This window comes from Candidatus Hydrogenedentota bacterium (genome assembly GCA_019637335.1).
Classification (GTDB): domain Bacteria; phylum Hydrogenedentota; class Hydrogenedentia; order Hydrogenedentales; family JAEUWI01; genus JAEUWI01.
Genome location: JAHBVV010000015.1, coordinates 32,634 through 52,141, shown reverse-complemented (window position 1 = coordinate 52,141; position 19,508 = coordinate 32,634). Strand labels below are relative to the sequence as shown.

Genomic DNA, 19,508 nt, shown 5'->3' with positions numbered 1-19,508 from the left:
CGAACAAACCTCCGAATTCCACTGGATTCCCGCTTTCGCGGGAATGACGCCATAGGGCGTTAGCACAAAATTGTAGGAAATGCGCTCACCGCACACGTTAAATCGACAGCCCCGAAGGCGGGAATCCAGAGGGTTTGCGAGGTTAACGTTGCATGGTCTCTGGATCCCCACTTTCGTGGGGATGACGGTTTTCGATCACCGAGAGCTGCCACCGTTGGGTGCGACGAGGGTGACTACTTCAGGCGGCTTTAGAATCACAAAAACGAAAAGGCCGCGAGCGTTAGCCCGCGGCCTCTGACGTAACCCGTTACGGGGAAGTGTCAATAAAGAATTCGAGGCACAACGGACCTGCGCACCTCCAGCAGCAGGAGGCGTGGGAGACGCAGTTCCAATTGGTGCTTCGAATTAAAAAACATGGTTCACCTTTTCCACAATGCTACCACGTTCCACGCCGGATTACAAGCCCGGCGCGGTCAGTTGCGCGCCGGGCGCGTAGTTGGGCAGGATTATGCCCGGGGCTGTCGGGGTCAACGCGTTGTCCCAGCCAATAGAAGGAGAATCGCCATGACCGTGTCCATGAAAGCCGGCCACCCGTTTCCGGAGGAGTCCGCGATACCGGAGTCCATGCGGGCGGCCATCCCGCTGGAGCAGCGGGATTACCTGATCAACGGGGAGATCCGCACCTGGAAGGGCCCCGTTCAGGAGGTGTTTTCGCCGGTGTGCGCCGCGCGCGACGGGGCCCTGGAGCCGGTGCGGCTGGGCCACTATCCGCTGCTCACCGAGCACGAGGCCCTGGAAGCATTGGACGCCGCCGCGTCGGCCTACGGGCACGGGCGCGGGGCCTGGCCGATGATGACCGTGTCGGAGCGTATCGCCTGCCTGGAGGATTTCCTGGGGCGGATGGCGGAACAGCGCGAGCGGACGGTGGCGCTGCTCATGTGGGAGATAGCCAAGAACCGGGCGGACGCTGCGAAGGAATTCGACCGGACGCTGGTCTATATTCGCGACACCATTGCGGCGTATAAGGACCTCGACCGGGCGGCGTCGCGCTTCGAGATCGAGGAGGGCGTGATTGCGCAGATCCGGCGCGCGCCGCTGGGTGTGGTGCTGTGCATGGGACCCTACAACTACCCGCTGAACGAGACGTTCACGACGCTGATCCCCGCGCTGCTGATGGGGAACACGGTGATCTTCAAGCCGCCGAAGCTGGGCGTGCTCCTGCACCGCCCGCTGCTGGAGGCCTTTCAACAGGCGTTTCCCCCGGGGGTGGTGAACACGGTATATGGCGACGGGCGGGAAGTCTGCGGGCCGTTGATGGCGTCCGGGCGCGTGGACTGCCTCGCCTTCATCGGGTCCAGCCGCGTGGCGGGCATTCTGAAGTCGCAGCACCCGAAGCCGCACCGCCTGCGCTGCGTGCTCGGGCTGGAGGCGAAGAACCCCGCAATTGTGCTGGCGGACGCGGATCTTGATCTGGCCGTGAGGGAGTGCGCGCTGGGGGCGCTGTCGTACAACGGCCAGCGCTGCACCGCGCTGAAGATCCTGTTTGTGCACCGGTCGATCGTGGACGCGTTCCTGGCGCGGCTGTCGGAGGCCGTGGGGGCGCTGCGCCTCGGGATGCCGTGGGAGGACGGCGCGCAACTCACCCCGCTGGCGGATCCGGACCAGGCCCCGTACCTCGAAAGCCTGGTGCGCGACGCGATCGAAAAGGGCGCCGCGGTGGTGAATGCGGGCGGCGGCCAGCGCGCCGCGACCTGCCTCACGCCGGCGATCCTGTATCCCGCCGCGCCGGGTATGCGCGTGTACGCGGAGGAGCAGTTCGGGCCGGTGGTTCCCGTGGTAGCGTTCGACGACCTCGAAGAGCCGCTCCGGTACGTGGTGGATTCGCCCTACGGCCAGCAGGCGGCGGTGTTCGGGTCCGATCCGGAGGCCGTGGCGCGGCTGCTGGATGTCCTGGCGAACCAGGTGTGCCGCGTGAACCTGAACAGCCAGTGCCAGCGGGGTCCGGACACCTTCCCGTTCACAGGCCGGAAGGACTCGGCGGAGGGGACCCTCTCGGTGTCGGACGCGCTGCGCGTGTTCTCGATCCGGACGCTCGTGGCCGCGAAGGAGGGCGCGTTGAACAAGCGGATCATCAATGGAATCGTACGGGAGCGCCATTCGGGATTTCTTTCCACGGACTTCATCTTTTGAGCGTGGCCGCCTCTGGCCGCAACGAAAGAAATGATCACCACGAAGGGCGCGAAGGTCGCGAAGAATAAATTTGAACCGCGAATGAACACGAATGAACGCGGATTGTATGGTGGTTCAAGGCGCCAGTGATGAATGTAGTAGACTCGGGTTTCCCGCTCTTCCGGCCCGAAGGGCCAATGCAGCTTCGAGCCCTGGGCAACGCCCAGGGGAAGCGTGGTGTAGTTTTTATTCGCCCTGAAAGGGCAGCGCAGTTCAGCCTAGGAGCATGAACTCCGCCGCCCTTTCAGGGCTTACAGGAAACCTATCCCGTTAACCCCAGGCGTTGCCCGGGGCTCGAAGCTGCCGTACCCCTTCGGGGCGTTTTCCCAAAACTTCGCCGATAGATGCGCCCGAGGCGGACAGCGCGGGCGAGAGCGGTTTTGGTCCTCGTTTTCGGCTCCCGCGCTTGAACCGCGCGGGAAGGGAGGCTAGACTGCGGGTGTGCGCCGCCGGCGCGGAAAGGGTTCGTGATGCCGAGCGAAGGACAATTCGACAGCCCGCCGCTGGATTTTGCGCGGATCCGGGAGGCCTCGGGCGGCGATGGGGAATTTGAGCGGGATCTTTTCGAGGCGTATGTGGAGGATTGCGGCGGGCGCGTGGCCGGATTGCGGGGTCTGCATGCGGCGGGCGACGCCGATCAGTTGCGGCGCGAGGCGCACACGATCAAGGGCGCGAGCGCGAATATCGGGACGGCGCGCCTGCACGAAATCGCCGGAGCGCTTGAGACGGCGGACTCCGCCATGGCGGATGGCCTCATTGCGGAGGCGGAAGATGAGTTCACGCGGGTGCGGTCCGCCATTCACGCCTATCTGTCGTCGGAGTAGGGGCTGTTGATTTAACGTGTGCGGTGAGCGCATTCCTTACGATTTTGTGCTAACGCCCTACAGCGTCATTCCCGCGAAAGCGGGAATCCAGTGGAATTTGGAGGTTTGTTCGTTCGCGTCGCTGGATCCCCGCGTTCCGGGCTGTCGGTTTAACTGGTGCGGATGCCTCAAAACCTACAATTCTGTGCTAGCGCCCTACAGCGTCATTCCCGCGAAAGCGGGAATCCAGTGGAATTCGGAGGTTTGCGCGATCGCGTCGCTGGATCCCCGCGTTCGCGGGGATGACGGATCTTCTCATTCCTTCCATAGTGTAGGGTGAGTTAAGTAAACCGACAGTCCCGTTCGCGGGGATGACGGATTTGGCTATTCCTATGGTTCACGCGTTCGTGGAGAATTCGTTAGTATTCAAAGCCGGAACCCGCCGCTACTGAAACCGGATTGCGTAGAGGTCCGCGTCGAAGAGCTCGAAACGCAACCGCACCGGCGTTCCCGCGAGGGACTTCAATTCCGCGCCGCCGTTCCACGTGACCGCCTGCTCCAGCGAATCCCCGAAGATCTCGTCGCACTGGTCCAGGCGGAAGCCGGGGATGGCCACGTGGTTGGCGTCGAGAATTTCGCAGCGGATAACGCCCGCGCCCGAGGTGGCGAAGTTGAGCAGCAGCGCGGTTTTCGCGGGCGTCTCCTGGCCCGGTACGGGGATGGAGACGGCGGGATCATCGCTGAAGACAATAGGTTTGGTTACGAAGGAACCCGTCTCGCCGCCCGCGTGGACCGACACGAAGCCATGCTGGCGGATCGAGTAGCGGCGGAGGTGGCACGGGCCAACGTAGTAGCCTTCCGTCGCGTAGATGGACCATTCGTCCGGCGTATCGGGGAGCGCGGCGGCGGTGGGCAGGATGCCCCAGGCGATCATGTTGTTGCGGTTGACCCAGCGGCTGTCTTGGGCGCCGGGGCGGATGAGCGCCTCGCGCCAGCGGTCCCAGCGCATCCCGTCTCGGCTCGTCATGAAAACCCCGTCGGAAACGCCCTTGATCGGGTGGACGGCGGACTGGCGATCGGGCATGAAGCGCTTCGGGAAGGCGAGGAAGATGTGCGGTGCGCCGGGCGAGGGGGTGGTGGCGTTCGTGTAGAGGTGTTCGTCGGGCGTATCGCCGAAATCGACCCACTCGGGCTCGGTCCAGGTGCGGAAGTCGGTGGAGGTGCAGGTCATGATATGCCGGACGCCGTCCTTGAAGCCCCGGTGGAAGTCCACATAGCGCCCGCGGGTGTTGTCGAAGAAGGCGAGGTTCTGCGAATCGAAGGCGCCGTTTGTGATGACGGGCTCCTCGCTCACGAGGTTCCAGTGGATGCCGTCGGGGGACGTAAAGGCGACGAGGCCCTTCTTCTCGCCCCCGGCCAGGGCCTTATAGCGTTCTTCGGGCTTGCAGTCCGGGTTGGTGTCCTTGAAGGGCGCGAAGTTGTGCACGCCCATGCCGTCCCATACGATGTTGTTGGCTTTGGAGCCTTCGAATTCGATGAGGCCGAGTTCGGGTTTCGTCCAGGTGACGCCGTCCTGGCTCTCGGCGTAGCACACGAACTGCTTCGAGTAGGAGCCGTCCTCCAGGTTGTAGCCCGAGCCGCGGTAGTACATGCGGAAGCGGCCCTCGTCTTGAAACACGGTGACGTAGCAGCTCGTGTTGCCCTCCCAGGGCGCGTCGTAGGTGATGGCGATTTCGCGGGGAACCGGCTGGTGCAGGCGGAGTTCGGTCCCGTCCAGCGATTCGATGAGGTGGCGGTCCACCAGGGGCTCCAGGCGGGCGCCGATCTCGATTGGGCCGGCCGACGCCACCGTGGCCAGGAGCGCCGCCAGGGCGGCTGTGAACGCGTGTTTTCCGATACCGTGTGCCATCGTCTGATACTCCCGAATGCATTGCGGTGCTTCCCAAAACATGCTGCGATGGTAACCGGGGGCGGGGGCGCAGTCAAGGCGGCGAAGCCGGCGATGATCAGCGGCGCGCGTCCAGTTCGGCCAGTTGTGAGCTCAGGCACTCGGGGCAGAACCCATGCGAAAGGCGCGGCACGGTGGCGTGTTCCATCAGACGCCGGCGCTGGCACTCCACTTCCACGGGGACCCATTCGCCGTTCTCCGAGCAGACGTCGCCGCAAATACAGCAAATCGATATGAATTCACTACCGCGCGGCGCATGCGAGTCCAGCAGAGAAACCTCGGCGCGTGGCTCCTCGTCGAGAAGCGCTGTTGTAACGGTCAGCAGCCCGCGATCCTCTGGGGAAATACGCATCCGCATTTTCCGGCGGAAGGCGGGCGCATCACAGCGGAAGTCCAGTTCGATCTGGGAGCGGGTGCGTCGCGACCTGGCGAACAGCACGCGGTATACATCCACCACATCGGGGCCGGCAATATAGCGGTAGAGGAGGTTTCCGACGACCTTCACGCGGGTGCAATGCGCCCCGCCGTTCTCCAGGGCGAACTGGTCCCAGTCACCGCCCACGTCGACAATCGTATCCTCGGCGTCCAAGGTGTAGTATATCAATTGATCGATTCCCCATTGCGGAACATCCCCCCGGAGAATTCCACAACGCACATGGTACGTTACCCGCGCGGTCCGTTCAAGGTATACTGGGGTGTGTGACGTGAGGAACGGCTTCAACGATCAAAAGGGGTACACCAATGAGACAGCATCACAAATGGTTTGTCGCGATTATGCTGGTTGCGGGGGCGATGCCGGTGGCCGGGGCGGAGGATGGACGCGTGGTGTCGGCGGGGCTTTTCAAGAACGGGCTCGCGGTGGTGACGCGCGAATACACGCTGCCCGGCCCGGGCGCCCACCGCTTCGAAGGGATTGGCGCCATGGTGCACGGCGCGATGTGGATTGAGGGGGCGCCGGGGATAACCGCGCGCGCGGCGATGGAGCAGATGGAGACGGAAAGCGCGCCCGGCTATGGCGCGCTGGTGGGCAAGCGGGTGCAGATTGGCCTGCGGCTGGAGGACGCGGGGGTTTTCGAGGGCATACTAAAGGAAATCCCGCGATCACCGGCGCCGAATTTCGATCCGTATAGCCGCGGAATGTATTTGAACGCCGCGATCTCCGCTCGCGCGCCATCGAGCCTGTTTGTGGTGGTGGCGGACGATGGAACGGCGAGTTACATCCAGCCGGACCTGGTGGCCTTTGTGCGCGCGCTGGAGGCCCCCGGCGTGGCGTTGGAGGAGCGGCCCGCGCTTTACCTGGAGGGGTCGGCGGACGCGGCATATCCGCTGGCGGTGCGCGTGACGAGCGTGGCCCGCGGGCTGTCGTGGGCGCCGAGCTACCGCCTGGACATTTCCGAGCCCGGGCAGCTGTCGATCGCGCAGTCGGCGGTGATTCGCAACGAACTGGAGGCGCTGGAGGGCGCGGCGCTCTCGCTGATTTCCGGGTACCCGAGCATCGAGCACGCGCATGTGCTATCGCCCTTCTCGCCGCAGACCAGCTGGGGCGCGTTCTTCGACGCGCTGGGCCGGGACCCGCGCGAGCAGGCGCAACTGGCCGCGCAGATGGCCTTCGCCAACGTGGCGGGCGGGGGCCTGGGCGGCGGCGCGCTCCCGGCGGCGCCCGCGGGCGATGACGGGGCGGACCTCTACTATCACCCGATCGGCGAACGCGACCTGGGCCTGAACGCGTCGCTGGCGTTTGACGTGGCGTCCGCGGCGGCGGGATACGAACTGGTGGTGGAGTGGACGATCCCCGAGACGCGCGGGACGGGCCATCCCTATGGCGGGCCACCGGCGGCGGAGCGCCAAGAGGCGGATATCTGGGACGCGGTGCGCTTTAAGAATCCGTTTCCCTTCCCCATGACCACGGCCCCGGCGGCAGTCGTTCGGAACGGCAAGTTTCTGGGCGCGCGCACCAGCGCGTGGGCGAATCCGGGCGAATCCACGCTGGTGTATGTGAACAAGGCGTTGAGCGTGCGCGTCAAGGCGTCGGAGCAGGAGGCGCCGGGGCGCGCGGAACTCCGGCCCGGCCCGATGGGCGCGATGAAAAGCGAGATATCCGGGGCGCTTACGCTTCAGAATCTCCGCGACACGGCGATCTCCGTGATCATTCACAAAGAACTGACCGGCGAATTCGGCGCATCAAGCCTGGAGCCCGCGATTACGGTGGGGGCGCAGGGCGCGGGCCGTTTCAACCCGAGCAGTAAGCTGACCTGGGAACTGGAACTCGCGCCGGGCGAAACACGCGAAATAACCTACAACTACACCTACCTGGTCCGCTGACGGGCGCCCGCCGCGCCAGACAGCCGGATCGGGGATAAAGGCGACCCCTATGTTGATGACCAAACACGCCAGTGTATTCTACGACGAGCATGGCTATTACCTGAACACGGACCCCGTGTTGGAACCCGGCGAGATAGCCGCCGCGGTTCGGGGGATGGAGGACGTGCGCGACGGGCGCTACGAGACGGGCGTCCCGCCGGAGGATTCGCCGTGGACGCCGGGGGACGACCCGCGCAAGTTGGTAAAGATCGAGATGCCGCAGCAGTGTAACCGCGCGATCCGGGCGGCGGTGGCGAGTCCGCGGCTCGGCGAGGCGGCGGCGGAGATTACGGGCGCGTCGATGGTTCAGGTGTGGTGGGTGCAGCTGCTGATGAAGCCGCCGGTGGCGGAAGGCAACGCGTTCCGAACCAACGTGGGCTGGCACCAGGATTTTCAGTACTGGGACTGCTGGGCGCCGGGCAGCGAGGTGTTCACGGCATGGCTCGCGCTGAGCGACGTGACCGAGGCCGCCGGCGCGATGCGTTTTGTGCCGGGGTCGCACACGTGGGGCCTGCTGGGGCAGGGCGACTTCTACGGCCAGGAGCTGGACGGGCAGATCGCGGTTCCCGAGGGGCGGGAATGGCGGGAGGCGTCGGGCGCGCTGCCGCCCGGCGGCGTCAGCTTCCATCACCGCCTGACGCTCCACGCCAGCGGGCCGAACACCAGCGGTGCGCCGCGCCTGAGCCTGGCGATTCACCTGCGCACGGAAAAATCGACCCCAGCGGGGGGCGAAGCCCGCGGGCTGGCCGCGTTCATCGGCGATACGGATCGCTGTCCGGTGATCTGGTCGCGGTAGGCGGCAGGATAATCGCATTTGGACTCGATCTCGGTATATCGGCGTAAATTTGAGTCGATTTGGAACCTTGAATCAACGATAGTGAGCGTTTTGGAGCGCCGGCATCTGTGCCGGCAAGGTCGGGGATTCGCCGCAGGCGAAATGCCAGCGCTCCAACACGCGCCCTTCTTAACATTGAAGGTGGTCCATGTGGCGCTCGGCTCGAGTTGGAAGTTCAATTGCGATTGCCCTGCGTTAGCCGGGCGATCACCGAACCGGTCCCGTGGCTTGTGTTAGGATCGGGGCATGGCGCGATTTCTCTTGATTGGACTGGACGGCGCCGAGCCGTCTCTCCTGGGGCCGTGGATGGATGCGGGGCATTTGCCGCACCTGGCGGCGTTGCGCGCGCGCGGGACCTTCATGCCGCTTTCGAGCACGCGCCCGCCGGTGACGTTTCCGGCGTGGACCACCTGTGTAACGGGGGTGAATCCGGGCCGCCACGGGATCTTTGATTTCACCGAGATGCAGCCGGGCTCCTACGCGATCCGCTTCGTCAACCGGGGGCGCCGCGCCGCGCCCGCCATCTGGAACCTGCTGGATGATGCGGGCCTGCGATCATGCGTGCTGGGGGTCCCGGGAACCTACCCGCCCGAGCCGATTAACGGGGTGATGGTGTCGGGGTTCGACTCGCCCGTCGCCACGGCGGTGGAGCGCTCGTTTGTTTATCCGCCTTCCCGCTACACGGCGGTGCGCGATTGGCGGTTTGCGGATTTTCAGGAGCACGACATCGGACCGGGGTGGCACGCGGACGCCTTGGCGCGGCTGCTGGCCGGCGCGGACCGCAAGGCGGCGATTGCGGAGGGGTTGCTCCGGGAGGAGGCGTGGGATTTCTTCATGGCCGTGTTCGGCGAGGCCGACACGGTGTCGCACCACTTCTGGCTGTTTCACGATCCGCAGTCGCCCCGCCACCGCCCCGGCTTCGAAACCGCGATCCGGCAGGTCTACGAGCGCCTCGACGCGGCGGTCGGGCGTCTCGTGGCGGCGGCGGGGGAGGATGTGGTGGTGGGCGTGGTTTCCGACCACGGATTCGGCGGTGCGGGCACGGGCGTGGCGCATTTAAACAACTGGCTGGCGGAACACGGCTACCTGGCGTGGAAGCCGGGCGGGCGCGACAGCCTTCTGAAACGGGCCGCGCTGTCGCTGACGCCGGAGCGCTGGCGCGGCGGCCTTTTCCGGCGCTTTGGCGGGCTTGCGGCGCGCGCGGAGTCCCGATCGCGCTTTGGGCGCATCGACTGGCGCCACACGACGGCGTGGTCGGAGGAACTGAACTACTTCCCGTCGATCCGGGTCAACCTCGCGGGGCGCGAGCCGCTGGGGCAGGTTCCGCGCGCGGAATACGATGCGTTTGTGGCCCGGCTCTGCGCGGCGCTGGAGGAATGGGCCCCGGTCGCCCGGGCGTGGCCGCGCGCCGCGCTGTACGACGGCCCGGAGATTGATCGCGCGCCGGATATCGTGCTGGAGTTGGCGCTGGAGGACGGCTATTCGCATTCCTGTCTGCGGAGCGCGCCCGGCGGACCGGCCTTCCGGCGCATTCGCCCGGAGGAAGCGATTGGCGGGAAGGAGCGTGGCATGAACGGGACCCACCGCGATCCCGGGGTGCTGTTGTTGTCGTCGCCGGTCGCGGCGAAGTCGGCGTCGCTCGCCGATATCGCGCCCACGGTCCTGTCGGTGCTGGGCGCGTCCTGTCCGCCCCTCGACGGGCGCCCGCTGATCGGGGCGGCGGCGGCGGGCGATGCGGCGGCGCGTCCGGCCTGGGCCGCGCCCTACACCCCCGAGGAAGAGGCCATCATCGCGACGCGCATGCGCGCCCTGGGCTACTTCGAATGAGCTACCGCATTGTATTCGCCGGCGCGTGCCCGTACCCCGTGCCGCAGGGGTCGCAAGTCTTCCTGCGGGATCACGCGCTGGCGCTCGCGGCGCGCGGGCACGAGGTGCGGCTGGTGGTGTACGGGTATGGGGCCGGCCCCGACACGAGCGGCCTGCCGGTGCACCGCTGCCGCCGCATTCCCGGGGAGGGCAAGACCGCGGCGGGGCCTTCGCTGGCAAAACCCTTTCAGGATCTGGCGCTCGCGGCAAAAATCCGGGCGGTGGTCGCGAAATACGGCGCCGACGCCGTCATCGCGCACAACTACGAGGCCCTGCTGGCGTGCCTGCTGGCCGGGGTGCGCCCCCTGATCTACCACGCGCACAACGCGATGTCCGACGAGCTGCCCTACTACTTTCGCTGGTCGCGGTGGCCGGCGAAACTTGGCCGCTGGCTCGATCGCACCTTCCCGCGCCGCGCGGACTACGTGATCGTGCCGCACCAGCGCCTGGCGGGGCATCTCGTGGTGCGCGGCTGCGACCACGCGCGCATCGCGATCGTCCCGCCGCCCCTGCGCGCCGAGGACTTCGATCCCTGCGCGCCGGGCGACGGCCTGCCGCCGGTGCTGTATACCGGCAACCTCGACGCCTACCAGAATCTGGGCCTGCTCTTCGCCGCGATGGAGCGGGTGCGCAAGCGCTACCCCGAGGCGCGGCTCCTGATCGCCACGGCGGAGGACGCGGAGTTTCCGGATGCCGAAGTCGTGCCGGTGAAGGGCTTCGACGCGTTGCACCAGATCCTGGCGCGCGACGCCGTTCTGGCGCTGCCCCGGGTCTCGTGGTCGGGATATCCCGTGAAGCTGCTGAACGGCATGGCGGCGGGCCAGGCAATCGTGGCCTGCCGCAGCGCCGCGTACCCGCTCGAAGATGGCGTCGACGGCATCGTGGTGGACGACGACGACCCGCGGGCCTTCGCGGAGGCGTTGATCCGGCTGATGGGCGATGCGAAATTGCGGCGGTCGCTCGGCGCGGCGGCGCGCGCCAGGATCCAGCGGGAGCACGATCCGGACGCGGTGGGAGCGCAGTTGGAGGCCGTGGTGGAGGAAGCGATTCGGACGCGGGTGTAGATTATGGTATGGTAATCCACTCAATCAGAAGGCGCTTTCATGCTCGACCCGTCTCATCCCGATGAATCACTCGACGGTATCCTTGGCCGTCTCGGCGAATGTCTCGAGCGGGCGCAAGCCCCGTATACAGGCTTGGTGGTGTGTGGGGGCGCGGCGCTCATTGCGACAGGCCTTCACGTTCGAACGACGTTGGATGTGGACATCCTGGCTCTTTACGACGGTGCGGATCGTCTGCTCGATCCAGAACCGCTGCCGGAGCATTTACTTCTTGCGGCGAAGACTGTCGGGCGCGAATTGCAACTGCCAGCAGGCTGGCTCAACAACGGCCCAAGCAGTAATTCGGGGGGCCTCTTTCAGATGGGGCTTCCCGGCGGACTGATGTTTCGACTAATCCGGCGTGATTATGGCAATCGCCTGGGCGTGTCTTTCGTTGGCCGGCTCGACCAGATTCACTTCAAGCTTTACGCCTCCGTTGATCGCGGGGGATACCACATCAGCGATCTGGAAGCACTTCGACCAACGGACGAAGAATTGATACTTGCTGGCCGGTGGGCGATGACCCACGATGTTTCCCCCGGTTTTCGCGGGATGTTGAAGCAACTCCTCCAGGAATTGGGCCACCATGGCGCCGCCGAACGACTTTAGACACGAGTACCTGAACACCCTGCTCCAGTTTCTGTGGCAATCCTGGAGTTCCATCGGTGTTGCGGGCCACCAGCGCGGGCGCATGGTGGCGGATCCGGAAGCGCTGCTGCTGCTGACCTGCTCGATTGGCCGCCACGATCCCCGGCTGTTTGACGAAGTGCTTGACTGGCTCCGCCTCAACGGGCGGTTTATTAATATCCAGCGGCTTTCAAACATCGTGCGATCAGAGCCGTTTCGAGGGGGACCGGTCCTCGCCGCCGTTGCCGGTTGGATGGCGGCGCGCGGCGCGGCCTCAAAGTGGAAGCGGCTTTCCGAGGCCCTCCAGCAAGCTCCGGAGCGTCGCTTGGCCGATAGTGCGGGATACCGCGCGGGGGGGAGGATGCCGCGTGCGCGGGAATCCGGTGTGAAGGCGGGGGAGGAGTACGGGGCCGGCCGCGATGCGGTTCCATTGTTCATGCTGCCCGATGGCCGCGCGCTGCCCGTAATCGGGCCGTTGGACCCGCTCTTTCTGGAGAAAGGGTTTATACGGTCCCCCGTGGAAGTCCGGGGCCTGTCCTCGGTCTTTTCCGCCGATGCCAGCGCCGCGCGCCTGCTTCAACTGCGCGCGCTGTTCGGGGTGAACGCGCGCTGCGACGCGCTTATTTACCTGGCGTTGCGGGGCGCGGGCCACCCCTGCGAAATCGCGCGCGAGATCTACTTCTCGCAGAAGTCCGTGCACGCGGTCCTGGCTGACCTCGAATGCGCCGGGGCGGTTGTCTCCAGCCGCGCGGCGCGCGAACGGGAGTACCGGTTGGCGCCGGGTGGCGCGGCGCTCGTGGGGGATATCACGGAGCAATTCAACTGGGTCAACTGGCCGCTGTTGCTATGTGCCGCGGAGACGGCGTGGGCGGTTCTGGGCGGCGATGGCGTGTCGGGACTGGATCGGGAGGATGCGGAATCGCTTCGTCCGCTTCTGGAGCGACTTCTTCGGGCACGCTGGGCGGAGGCCACAGGGATTGAGGTACCCGCCAGCATCGAGGGCCAAATCAGCGTCTTCCATCACCTGTTCCAGCGGATAGCCCTCGGCGGCGCACCCACCTGATGCGCCGGGCGCAGGCCCTGTCCTTCTCCGGCCCCGCCGTTCGTTGAATTGGTAGAGCGCGCCGGAGATGGGCTCCGGCGGGCCGGGCAGTGAAACGAGGAGCGGCGGCATGGCCGGCAGGCATTGGCGAATTGCGGGACTGCGGCGCATTCTTCCCTGGGCGGCTCCCGGGGTCGGGCTCGCGCTGGTCCCGAAGTGCCCCATGTGCCTGGCGGGCTATGTGGCGGCGTGGACCGGGATCGGTCTGGCGCTGCCCGTCGCGGCGGGCCTGCGCTACGGGATTCTGGCGTTATGCGCCGGGGCCCTGGCCGGGCTGCTCATTCGCGCCGTGCGGCGCTGGCGGTCCAGCGCGCGGCTTCAACACGAAGAGAGGATGAATCACCATGAGCCAGATAGCGGAATCGGTTGCGGCGCACCCTGTTGTGTCGCGGGAGGAATGGATTGCGGCGCGGAAGGCGCTGCTCGCGCGCGAGAAGGAACTCACGCGGCAGTATGACGCCGTTTGCGCGGCGCGGCGCGCACTTCCGTGGGTGCGCGTGGAGAAGGAATATGAATTTGAAGGGCCGGACGGCGCGGAGACGCTCGCGGAGCTCTTTGGCGGGAACAGCCAGCTCATCGTCTACCACTTCATGTACGGTCCGGGCTGGAAGGAAGGTTGCAGCGGGTGCTCGTTCATCAGCGATCACATCGACGGCGCGAACCTGCACCTCAAGCACCACGATGTGACGCTGCTGGCGGTTTCGCGCGCGCCCTTTGCGGAGTTTCAGGCGTTCAAGAAGCGGATGGGCTGGCGGTTCAAGTGGATGTCGTCGCATGGGAGCGACTTCAATTTCGATTACGATGTGTCGTTCACGAAGGAGAGTCTCGCGCGCGGACCGGCTTTCTTTAATTTTGCGCCGAAGACGACGGACAACGAGGGGGAGGCGCATGGCGTGAGTGTGTTCTACAAAGATGAGTCCGGGGCGGTGTACCACACCTACTCGACGTACGCGCGCGGCGGTGACATCCTGATTGGCGCGCACAATTTCCTGGACATGACACCGAAGGGGCGGAACGAGGACGGGATCATGAGTTGGATGCGCCACCACGACCGCTACGAGACCGAACCGGCGGAGGCGTGCTGTTCGGGCGGCGGCTGATCGCGCGGACCGCGTGGCGGATGGCGTGGCGCCCTTTTTTTGGGGGGGGGGCGCCATCCGCTTCGCGGACGGTGTTGTCCGGAGGCCGCGCGAAACCCTTTACAAAATCCCGATGCGGGGCCATAATACCTGTAGAGCTTGTTCGCATTGGCGGACAACGCCTGGAGTCCAACCGGCCTGGGTTGGCCGTGGATTCAAGGCTGGGCAGCCCTTGGCGGGTTGGCATATTGTTCGGGCCGGTCCCTGGCCGGTCCGGGATGAAAGGAGCCCGCCATGGCGCCGCGACAGTTCATTTTTTTTCTCAAGTGGGCCGCGCAATTTCACAAGGACCTGCAGGACTTCTACCACATACGGAGCCGCGAGGCGCTGTCTCCCGAAGTGGAAACGCTGCTGAAGTACCTGGCGCGCCACGAAGCCGCTCTCGCCCGGATTATTGAGGCCTACGAGGAGGACGCGCCGCCGAACGTTCTCGAGGCCTGGTTCAAGGTGGCCCCGGACCTGCGCGCCGTGCATTTCCCGGAAGAATTCGAATTCAAACCGGATGCGACGGTCGATGAAATCATCGACAAGGCGGTGGCGATCGACGAAAGCCTCATCGCGATCTACAAGATGCTGCTGCGCCAGGCGGGCGCGGGCGGTTTGCAGGAAGTTCTGCAGGACCTGCTAGCCGAGGAACAGCGGGAAGAGATCCGGCTGCTGACTAGCCAGCACTGATCGCGGCCCTCGCGAGGAATTCCAATTTGCAGCCCGGATGCCGCTCCGCTAGACTGATCGCAGCGCCGTGGTGAGTCGCGCGGAAAGGCCCGGGATTATCGTGATTGGACGTGCATGGCAATGGGCGGTCGTGGTGTGGGTTGTGGCGGCGCCCGTGTATGCGGGCGAACCGATTTCTTTTGATCGGCAGATCCGGCCGCTGCTGAGCAACAAGTGCTTCGCCTGCCACGGGCCCGACGAATCGTCGCGGAAGGGCGGGTTGCGCCTGGACATAGCCGAGCCGGGCCAGACCGCAATCGCGCCGGGGGATCCTGGAGCGAGTGAGGCGCTTCGCCGCATCACCGCGACGGATCCGGCCGACCGGATGCCGCCGCCCGAAGCGGGCGATCCATTGACCGCGGAAGAGACCGCGCTGATCGAGGCCTGGATCGCCCAGGGCGCGCCGCGATCGCAACATTGGGCCTTTCAGACGCCGCGGCGTCCGGAGCCGCCCGCGACCGATGGCGGCTGGGTGCGGAACCCCATCGACGCCTTCATTCTCGCCCGGCTGGAGCGCGAAGGGCTGACGCCGTCCCCGGAGGCGGACCGGCTGACCCTGTTGCGGCGCCTGAGCCTGGATCTAACCGGGCTCCCACCTTCCCCCGATGAGATCGCGCGTGTTCTGAACGACGCTTCCGCGGGGTGGTATGAGGCGCTGGTGGAGCGGCTGCTGGCGTCCCCGCACTACGGGGAGCATTGGGCGCGGCACTGGCTCGACGCCGCGCAATACGCCGATTCCGACGGCTTCGAAAAGGACGCCCGGCGGCAGGTGTGGGCCTGGCGCGATTGGGTTATCCGGTCGTTCAACGAGGACAAGCCCTACGACCAGTTCATCATCGAGCAGATCGCGGGGGACCACCTGCCCACGGCAACGCAGAACCAGCGCGTGGCGACGGGCTTTCTGCGCAACAGCATGATCAACGAGGAGGGGGGCATCGATCCGGAGCAATTCCGGATGGAGGCGCTATTCAACCGGATGGACCTGGTGGGGCGCGGCGTTCTGGGGCTGACGGTGGCGTGCGCGCAGTGCCACACGCACAAGTACGACCCGCTGACGCATACCGAATACTACGGGTTGCTGGCGTTCCTTAACGACGCGGACGAGGGGAACATTCCGGTGTATTCCGCGAAGGATGAGGCCCAGCGGACAACGCTTTTTTCGCTGATCGCCGAAATCGAGTCGGAAATCAAGGCGGAGCACACGGATTGGCCCGAGCGGATGGCGGCGTGGGAGGAATCCCTGCGCGGGGAGCCCGAGCCGGAATGGGAGGTGCTCGTGCTCACATTCGACGACAACTCGACCGGCGGGCAGAAGTTTCTCCCACAGGAGGACGGTTCCTACCTCGGCCAGGGCTTTTCTCCCGCCGGGACCTCCCCAAAAATGACCGGGACCAGCACACTGGAAACCATCACCGCGATTCGCATTGACTTTTTGACGGACCCCAACCTGCCGCGCGGCGGCCCGGGGCGATCGAAGAACGGCGGCTTCGCCCTTTCCGAAGTGCGCCTGCGCACGACGGCGGAGGGGCTTGAAACCAAAGATTACGAAAAGTGGACGGACGCGCCGATTGCTTCCGCAATAGCCGATCTCAACCCGCCGCAGCGCCCGCTCGGGCCCGATTTTCCGCACAGGGAGAACAAGATCCGGTATACGGGGCCAATCGAGCTGGCCATCGACGGGGACGGGAACACGGCCTGGACCTCGGACATCGATCCCGGGCGCCGCAACCAGCCGCGCACGGCCATTTTCAAGCTGGCCGAGCCCCTGCCGGTGACGCCGGGGATGACATTGGGTTTTCAGTTGCAGCAGAACCACGGCGGCTGGAACAACAACGACAAACAGACCAACAACATCGGCCGCTTCCGCATTGGCGTGACCGATTCGGAGGCCCTGCCCGCGCGCGTTATTCCCGAAGCGATCAAGGCCATCCTGGAAACGCCCCGCGAAGCGCGGTCGCCCGCGCAGCAAGACGCGCTGTTCAGCTACTGGCGCGCGAGCGAGCCCGAATTCCACGTGGCGAACAGCCGGATCGATGGCCTCTGGCAGGCGCACCCCGAGGGCGCGTCCCAGCTCGTGCTCCAGCCGCGAGAAACACCCCGGGTGACGCACCGGCTCGACCGCGGCGACTTCCTGAGCCCGCGCGAGGCCGTGGAACCCGCGACGCCGGCTTTCCTCCACCCGATGGCCCCGGACGCCGGGCGCGACCGCCTCGCCTTTGCGCGGTGGCTCGTGGCGCCGGACGCCCACACGACCGCGCGCGCCTACGCCAACCGCGTGTGGCAGCGCCATTTTGGCGAAGGCATCGTCGCGACGACGGATGACCTGGGGATGCAGGGCGAGCCGCCCGCGCACCCGGAGTTGCTCGACTGGCTCGCGGCGACCTTCATGGAATCCGGCTGGAACGTGAAGGATCTGCACCGGCGTATCGTGCATTCCGCCACCTACCGGCAGGAGTCCACGGTCACGCCGGCGCTGCTCGCGCGCGACCCCGACAACCGCCTGCTCGCGCGCGGGGCGCGCTTCCGCGTGGAGGGCGAGACGGTCCGCGACATCGCCCTGGCCGCCAGCGGGCTCCTGACGCCGGCCATCGGCGGGCCGAGCGTATATCCACCGGCCCCCCACGACATCTTCCTGCCGCCCGCCAGTTACGGGACCAAGACCTGGGACTACGACGAGGGCGCGGACAAGTACCGCCGCGCGCTCTACACCTTCCGCTTCCGCAGCGTGCCCTTCCCGGCGCTCCAGGTGTTTGACACGCCCTCCGGCGAGGCCCCGTGCACCCGCCGCGAGCGCAGCAACAGCCCGATGCAGGCCCTGACCTCGCTGAACGAACCGCTCTTCTTCGAGTCGGCCGTGAAGCTCGCCGAGCTGGCGCTGGAAGAGGGCGGCGCGACAGACCGCGACCGGGTAGAGTACGCGTTCCAGCGTTGCGTGACGCGCGCCCCCGCGGCCGAGGAGGTGGAGGCGGTTTTGGCCTTCCTGGAGGCGCAGCGGGCCCGACTTGCGGCGGGTGAGCTGGAGCCCGGCGCGATATTGGACGTGTCGGGAAGCGCCTGGGAGGACGACCCGGCCACCCTGGCGGCGTGGGCGTTGGCGGCGCGGGTGCTGCTCAATCTAGACGAGACGATTGTGCGGCAGTAGCCGGGGATGACAACAGGCGGGAGATCGCGTAGAATTGGTCCACAGTGTCCACTGAGCATTTCGCAGGCAGCGAGAAAGGCAGTACGCATGGCGAGAAATTGCAACCATAGCATGCCCTATACGGGCCCGAATATGGCGCGGCGCTGGTTTTTGCAGCAGTGCGGCGTCGGTCTCGGCGCGGCGGCGCTGGCGCAGCTCCTCGGACCGTCGAACGTGGCGTCCGCGGCGTTGAACGATCCGCTGTCGCCGAAGCGGCCCCACTTTGCACCGAAGGCGAAAAACGTCATCTTCCTGTTCATGGCGGGCGCGCCGAGCCACCTGGAGATGCTGGACTACAAGCCGGAGCTGGCGAAGTTCAGTGGCACGTTGCCGCCGGCGAGCCTGCTGGAGAACTACCGGGCGGCGTTCATCAACCCGAATTCGCGGTTGCTCGGACCGGTGTATGACTTCAAGCAGTACGGGCAATCCGGGGCGTGGGTGTCGGAGCTGATGCCGCACTTCCAGGAGATCGTGGACGATGTGACGATCGTGCGGAGCATGGTGACGGATGCGTTCAACCACGCGCCGGCGCAGATCATGATGAACACGGGATCGCAGCAGTTCGGGCGGCCGAGTATGGGCGCGTGGGCGAGCTACGGCCTGGGGAGCGAGAACCGGAACCTGCCGACCTTTGTGGTGTTCAGCTCGGGCAGCAAAGGGCCCAGCGGCGGTTCGGGCAACTGGAGCAGTGGCTTTTTGCCGACGGTGCACGAGGGGGTCCTGTTCCGCACCAGCGGGGACCCGGTGCTGTACCTTTCGAACCCGCCGGGGGTGGATGATCAGGCGCAGCGCGACACGCTGGACACGCTGAACGCGCTGAACAGCCGCCGCTACGACATCATGGGCGACCCGGACATCGCGACGCGCATCAACTCCTACGAGCTGGCGTTCCGCATGCAGAAGAGCGCGCCGGAGCTGATGGATCTGGGCCAGGAGCCGCAGCACATTCTGGATCTGTACGGGGCGAAGCCCGGCGAGCCGTCGTTCGCGAACAACTGCCTGCTGGCGCGGCGGCTGGTGGAGCGCGGGGTGCGTTTTGTGCAGCTGTACCACGAGGCGTGGGACCAGCACGGCGACCTGCGCAACGGCCTGAAGAAGAATTGCGCCGACACGGATCAGGCCTGCGCGGCGCTGGTGAAGGATCTGAAGCAGCGCGGGCTGCTGGAGGACACGATCGTGATCTGGGGCGGCGAGTTCGGCCGCACGCCGATGGTGCAGGGCGACGGCGACGACGGGCGGGACCACCACCCGAACGCGTTCACGATGTGGATGGCGGGCGGCGGCTTCAAGCCGGGCGTGGTGCATGGCGAGAGCGACGAACTGGGCTTCAACGTGGTGGACGGCAAGGTCCACGTCCACGATCTGCACGCGACCATCCTGCACCAGCTGGGCTTCGACCACGAGCGGTTCACGTACCGCTTCCAGGGCCTCGACGCGCGGCTGACCGGCGTCGAGCCGGCGCACGTGGTTCGGGAGATCCTGGCGTAGGGACCGAAACGTTTTTTCAGAGCGATTGCCAGACTGAAGCGATCGCGCTATACTGACGCCAGGGGTTCGGAATCGCGGCATGTTCCCGCGCATCCCGGGGTTATTCCTGTCATCC

Annotated in this window: 14 protein-coding genes; 12 read left to right on the top strand and 2 right to left on the bottom strand. The window is 66.1% G+C overall.

Annotation, left to right across the window (positions count from 1 at the left end; translation table 11 throughout):
• Positions 1 to 564: 564 nt before the first annotated feature.
• Together KF886_16130 and KF886_16125 are read left to right on the top strand one after the other, a co-directional pair.
• Complete coding sequence (locus KF886_16130) at positions 565 to 2,190, top strand: NADP-dependent glyceraldehyde-3-phosphate dehydrogenase (GenBank protein ID MBX3178884.1); 1,626 nt, start codon at positions 565 to 567, stop codon at positions 2,188 to 2,190.
• A gap of 509 nt (positions 2,191 to 2,699) precedes the next feature.
• Positions 2,700 to 3,053 carry an Hpt domain-containing protein gene (locus tag KF886_16125; protein MBX3178883.1) on the top strand — a complete coding sequence of 118 codons (354 nt, stop codon included), beginning with the start codon at positions 2,700 to 2,702 and terminating at the stop codon, positions 3,051 to 3,053.
• Between the two features lie 424 nt (positions 3,054 to 3,477).
• On the opposite strand, the gene KF886_16120 is transcribed toward KF886_16125, so the two are convergent.
• Positions 3,478 to 4,941, bottom strand: a complete 1,464-nt coding sequence (locus KF886_16120; protein ID MBX3178882.1) for a hypothetical protein — start codon at positions 4,939 to 4,941, stop codon at positions 3,478 to 3,480.
• Between the two features lie 97 nt (positions 4,942 to 5,038).
• Positions 5,039 to 5,584 (bottom strand): hypothetical protein, encoded by a 546-nt coding sequence (locus KF886_16115; GenBank protein MBX3178881.1) that lies wholly within the window; start codon positions 5,582 to 5,584, stop codon positions 5,039 to 5,041.
• 137 nt (positions 5,585 to 5,721) lie between these two features.
• Here KF886_16115 and KF886_16110 point away from each other — a divergent pair, with 137 nt between their 5' ends.
• From KF886_16110 to KF886_16065, 10 genes are all read left to right on the top strand, one after another.
• The gene (locus KF886_16110; protein ID MBX3178880.1) at positions 5,722 to 7,302 is read left to right on the top strand and encodes a hypothetical protein; all 1,581 of its coding nucleotides are present in this window, start codon (positions 5,722 to 5,724) and stop codon (positions 7,300 to 7,302) included.
• A gap of 49 nt (positions 7,303 to 7,351) precedes the next feature.
• Positions 7,352 to 8,137, top strand: a complete 786-nt coding sequence (locus tag KF886_16105) for a phytanoyl-CoA dioxygenase family protein (GenBank protein MBX3178879.1) — start codon at positions 7,352 to 7,354, stop codon at positions 8,135 to 8,137.
• Between the two features lie 285 nt (positions 8,138 to 8,422).
• The gene (locus KF886_16100; protein MBX3178878.1) at positions 8,423 to 10,003 is read left to right on the top strand and encodes an alkaline phosphatase family protein; all 1,581 of its coding nucleotides are present in this window, start codon (positions 8,423 to 8,425) and stop codon (positions 10,001 to 10,003) included.
• Positions 10,000 to 11,106 (top strand): glycosyltransferase family 4 protein, encoded by a 1,107-nt coding sequence (locus tag KF886_16095; protein MBX3178877.1) that lies wholly within the window; start codon positions 10,000 to 10,002, stop codon positions 11,104 to 11,106. Before KF886_16100 ends, KF886_16095 begins: the two co-directional genes overlap by 4 nt.
• Positions 11,107 to 11,145: 39 nt before the next feature.
• Positions 11,146 to 11,751 carry a hypothetical protein gene (locus KF886_16090; protein ID MBX3178876.1) on the top strand — a complete coding sequence of 202 codons (606 nt, stop codon included), beginning with the start codon at positions 11,146 to 11,148 and terminating at the stop codon, positions 11,749 to 11,751.
• Entirely contained in the window at positions 11,729 to 12,832 is a 1,104-nt protein-coding gene (locus tag KF886_16085) for a hypothetical protein (GenBank protein MBX3178875.1), read from the top strand. Before KF886_16090 ends, KF886_16085 begins: the two co-directional genes overlap by 23 nt.
• A gap of 383 nt (positions 12,833 to 13,215) precedes the next feature.
• Positions 13,216 to 13,971, top strand: coding sequence for a thioredoxin family protein (locus KF886_16080; protein MBX3178874.1), 756 nt, complete (start codon positions 13,216 to 13,218; stop codon positions 13,969 to 13,971).
• A 273-nt stretch (positions 13,972 to 14,244) separates the two neighbouring features.
• The gene (locus KF886_16075) at positions 14,245 to 14,685 is read left to right on the top strand and encodes a hypothetical protein (protein ID MBX3178873.1); all 441 of its coding nucleotides are present in this window, start codon (positions 14,245 to 14,247) and stop codon (positions 14,683 to 14,685) included.
• A 94-nt stretch (positions 14,686 to 14,779) separates the two neighbouring features.
• Positions 14,780 to 17,866 (top strand): PSD1 domain-containing protein, encoded by a 3,087-nt coding sequence (locus KF886_16070; GenBank protein MBX3178872.1) that lies wholly within the window; start codon positions 14,780 to 14,782, stop codon positions 17,864 to 17,866.
• A gap of 87 nt (positions 17,867 to 17,953) precedes the next feature.
• Positions 17,954 to 19,393, top strand: coding sequence for a DUF1501 domain-containing protein (locus tag KF886_16065; protein ID MBX3178871.1), 1,440 nt, complete (start codon positions 17,954 to 17,956; stop codon positions 19,391 to 19,393).
• The last annotated feature ends 115 nt before the right edge of the window (positions 19,394 to 19,508 follow it).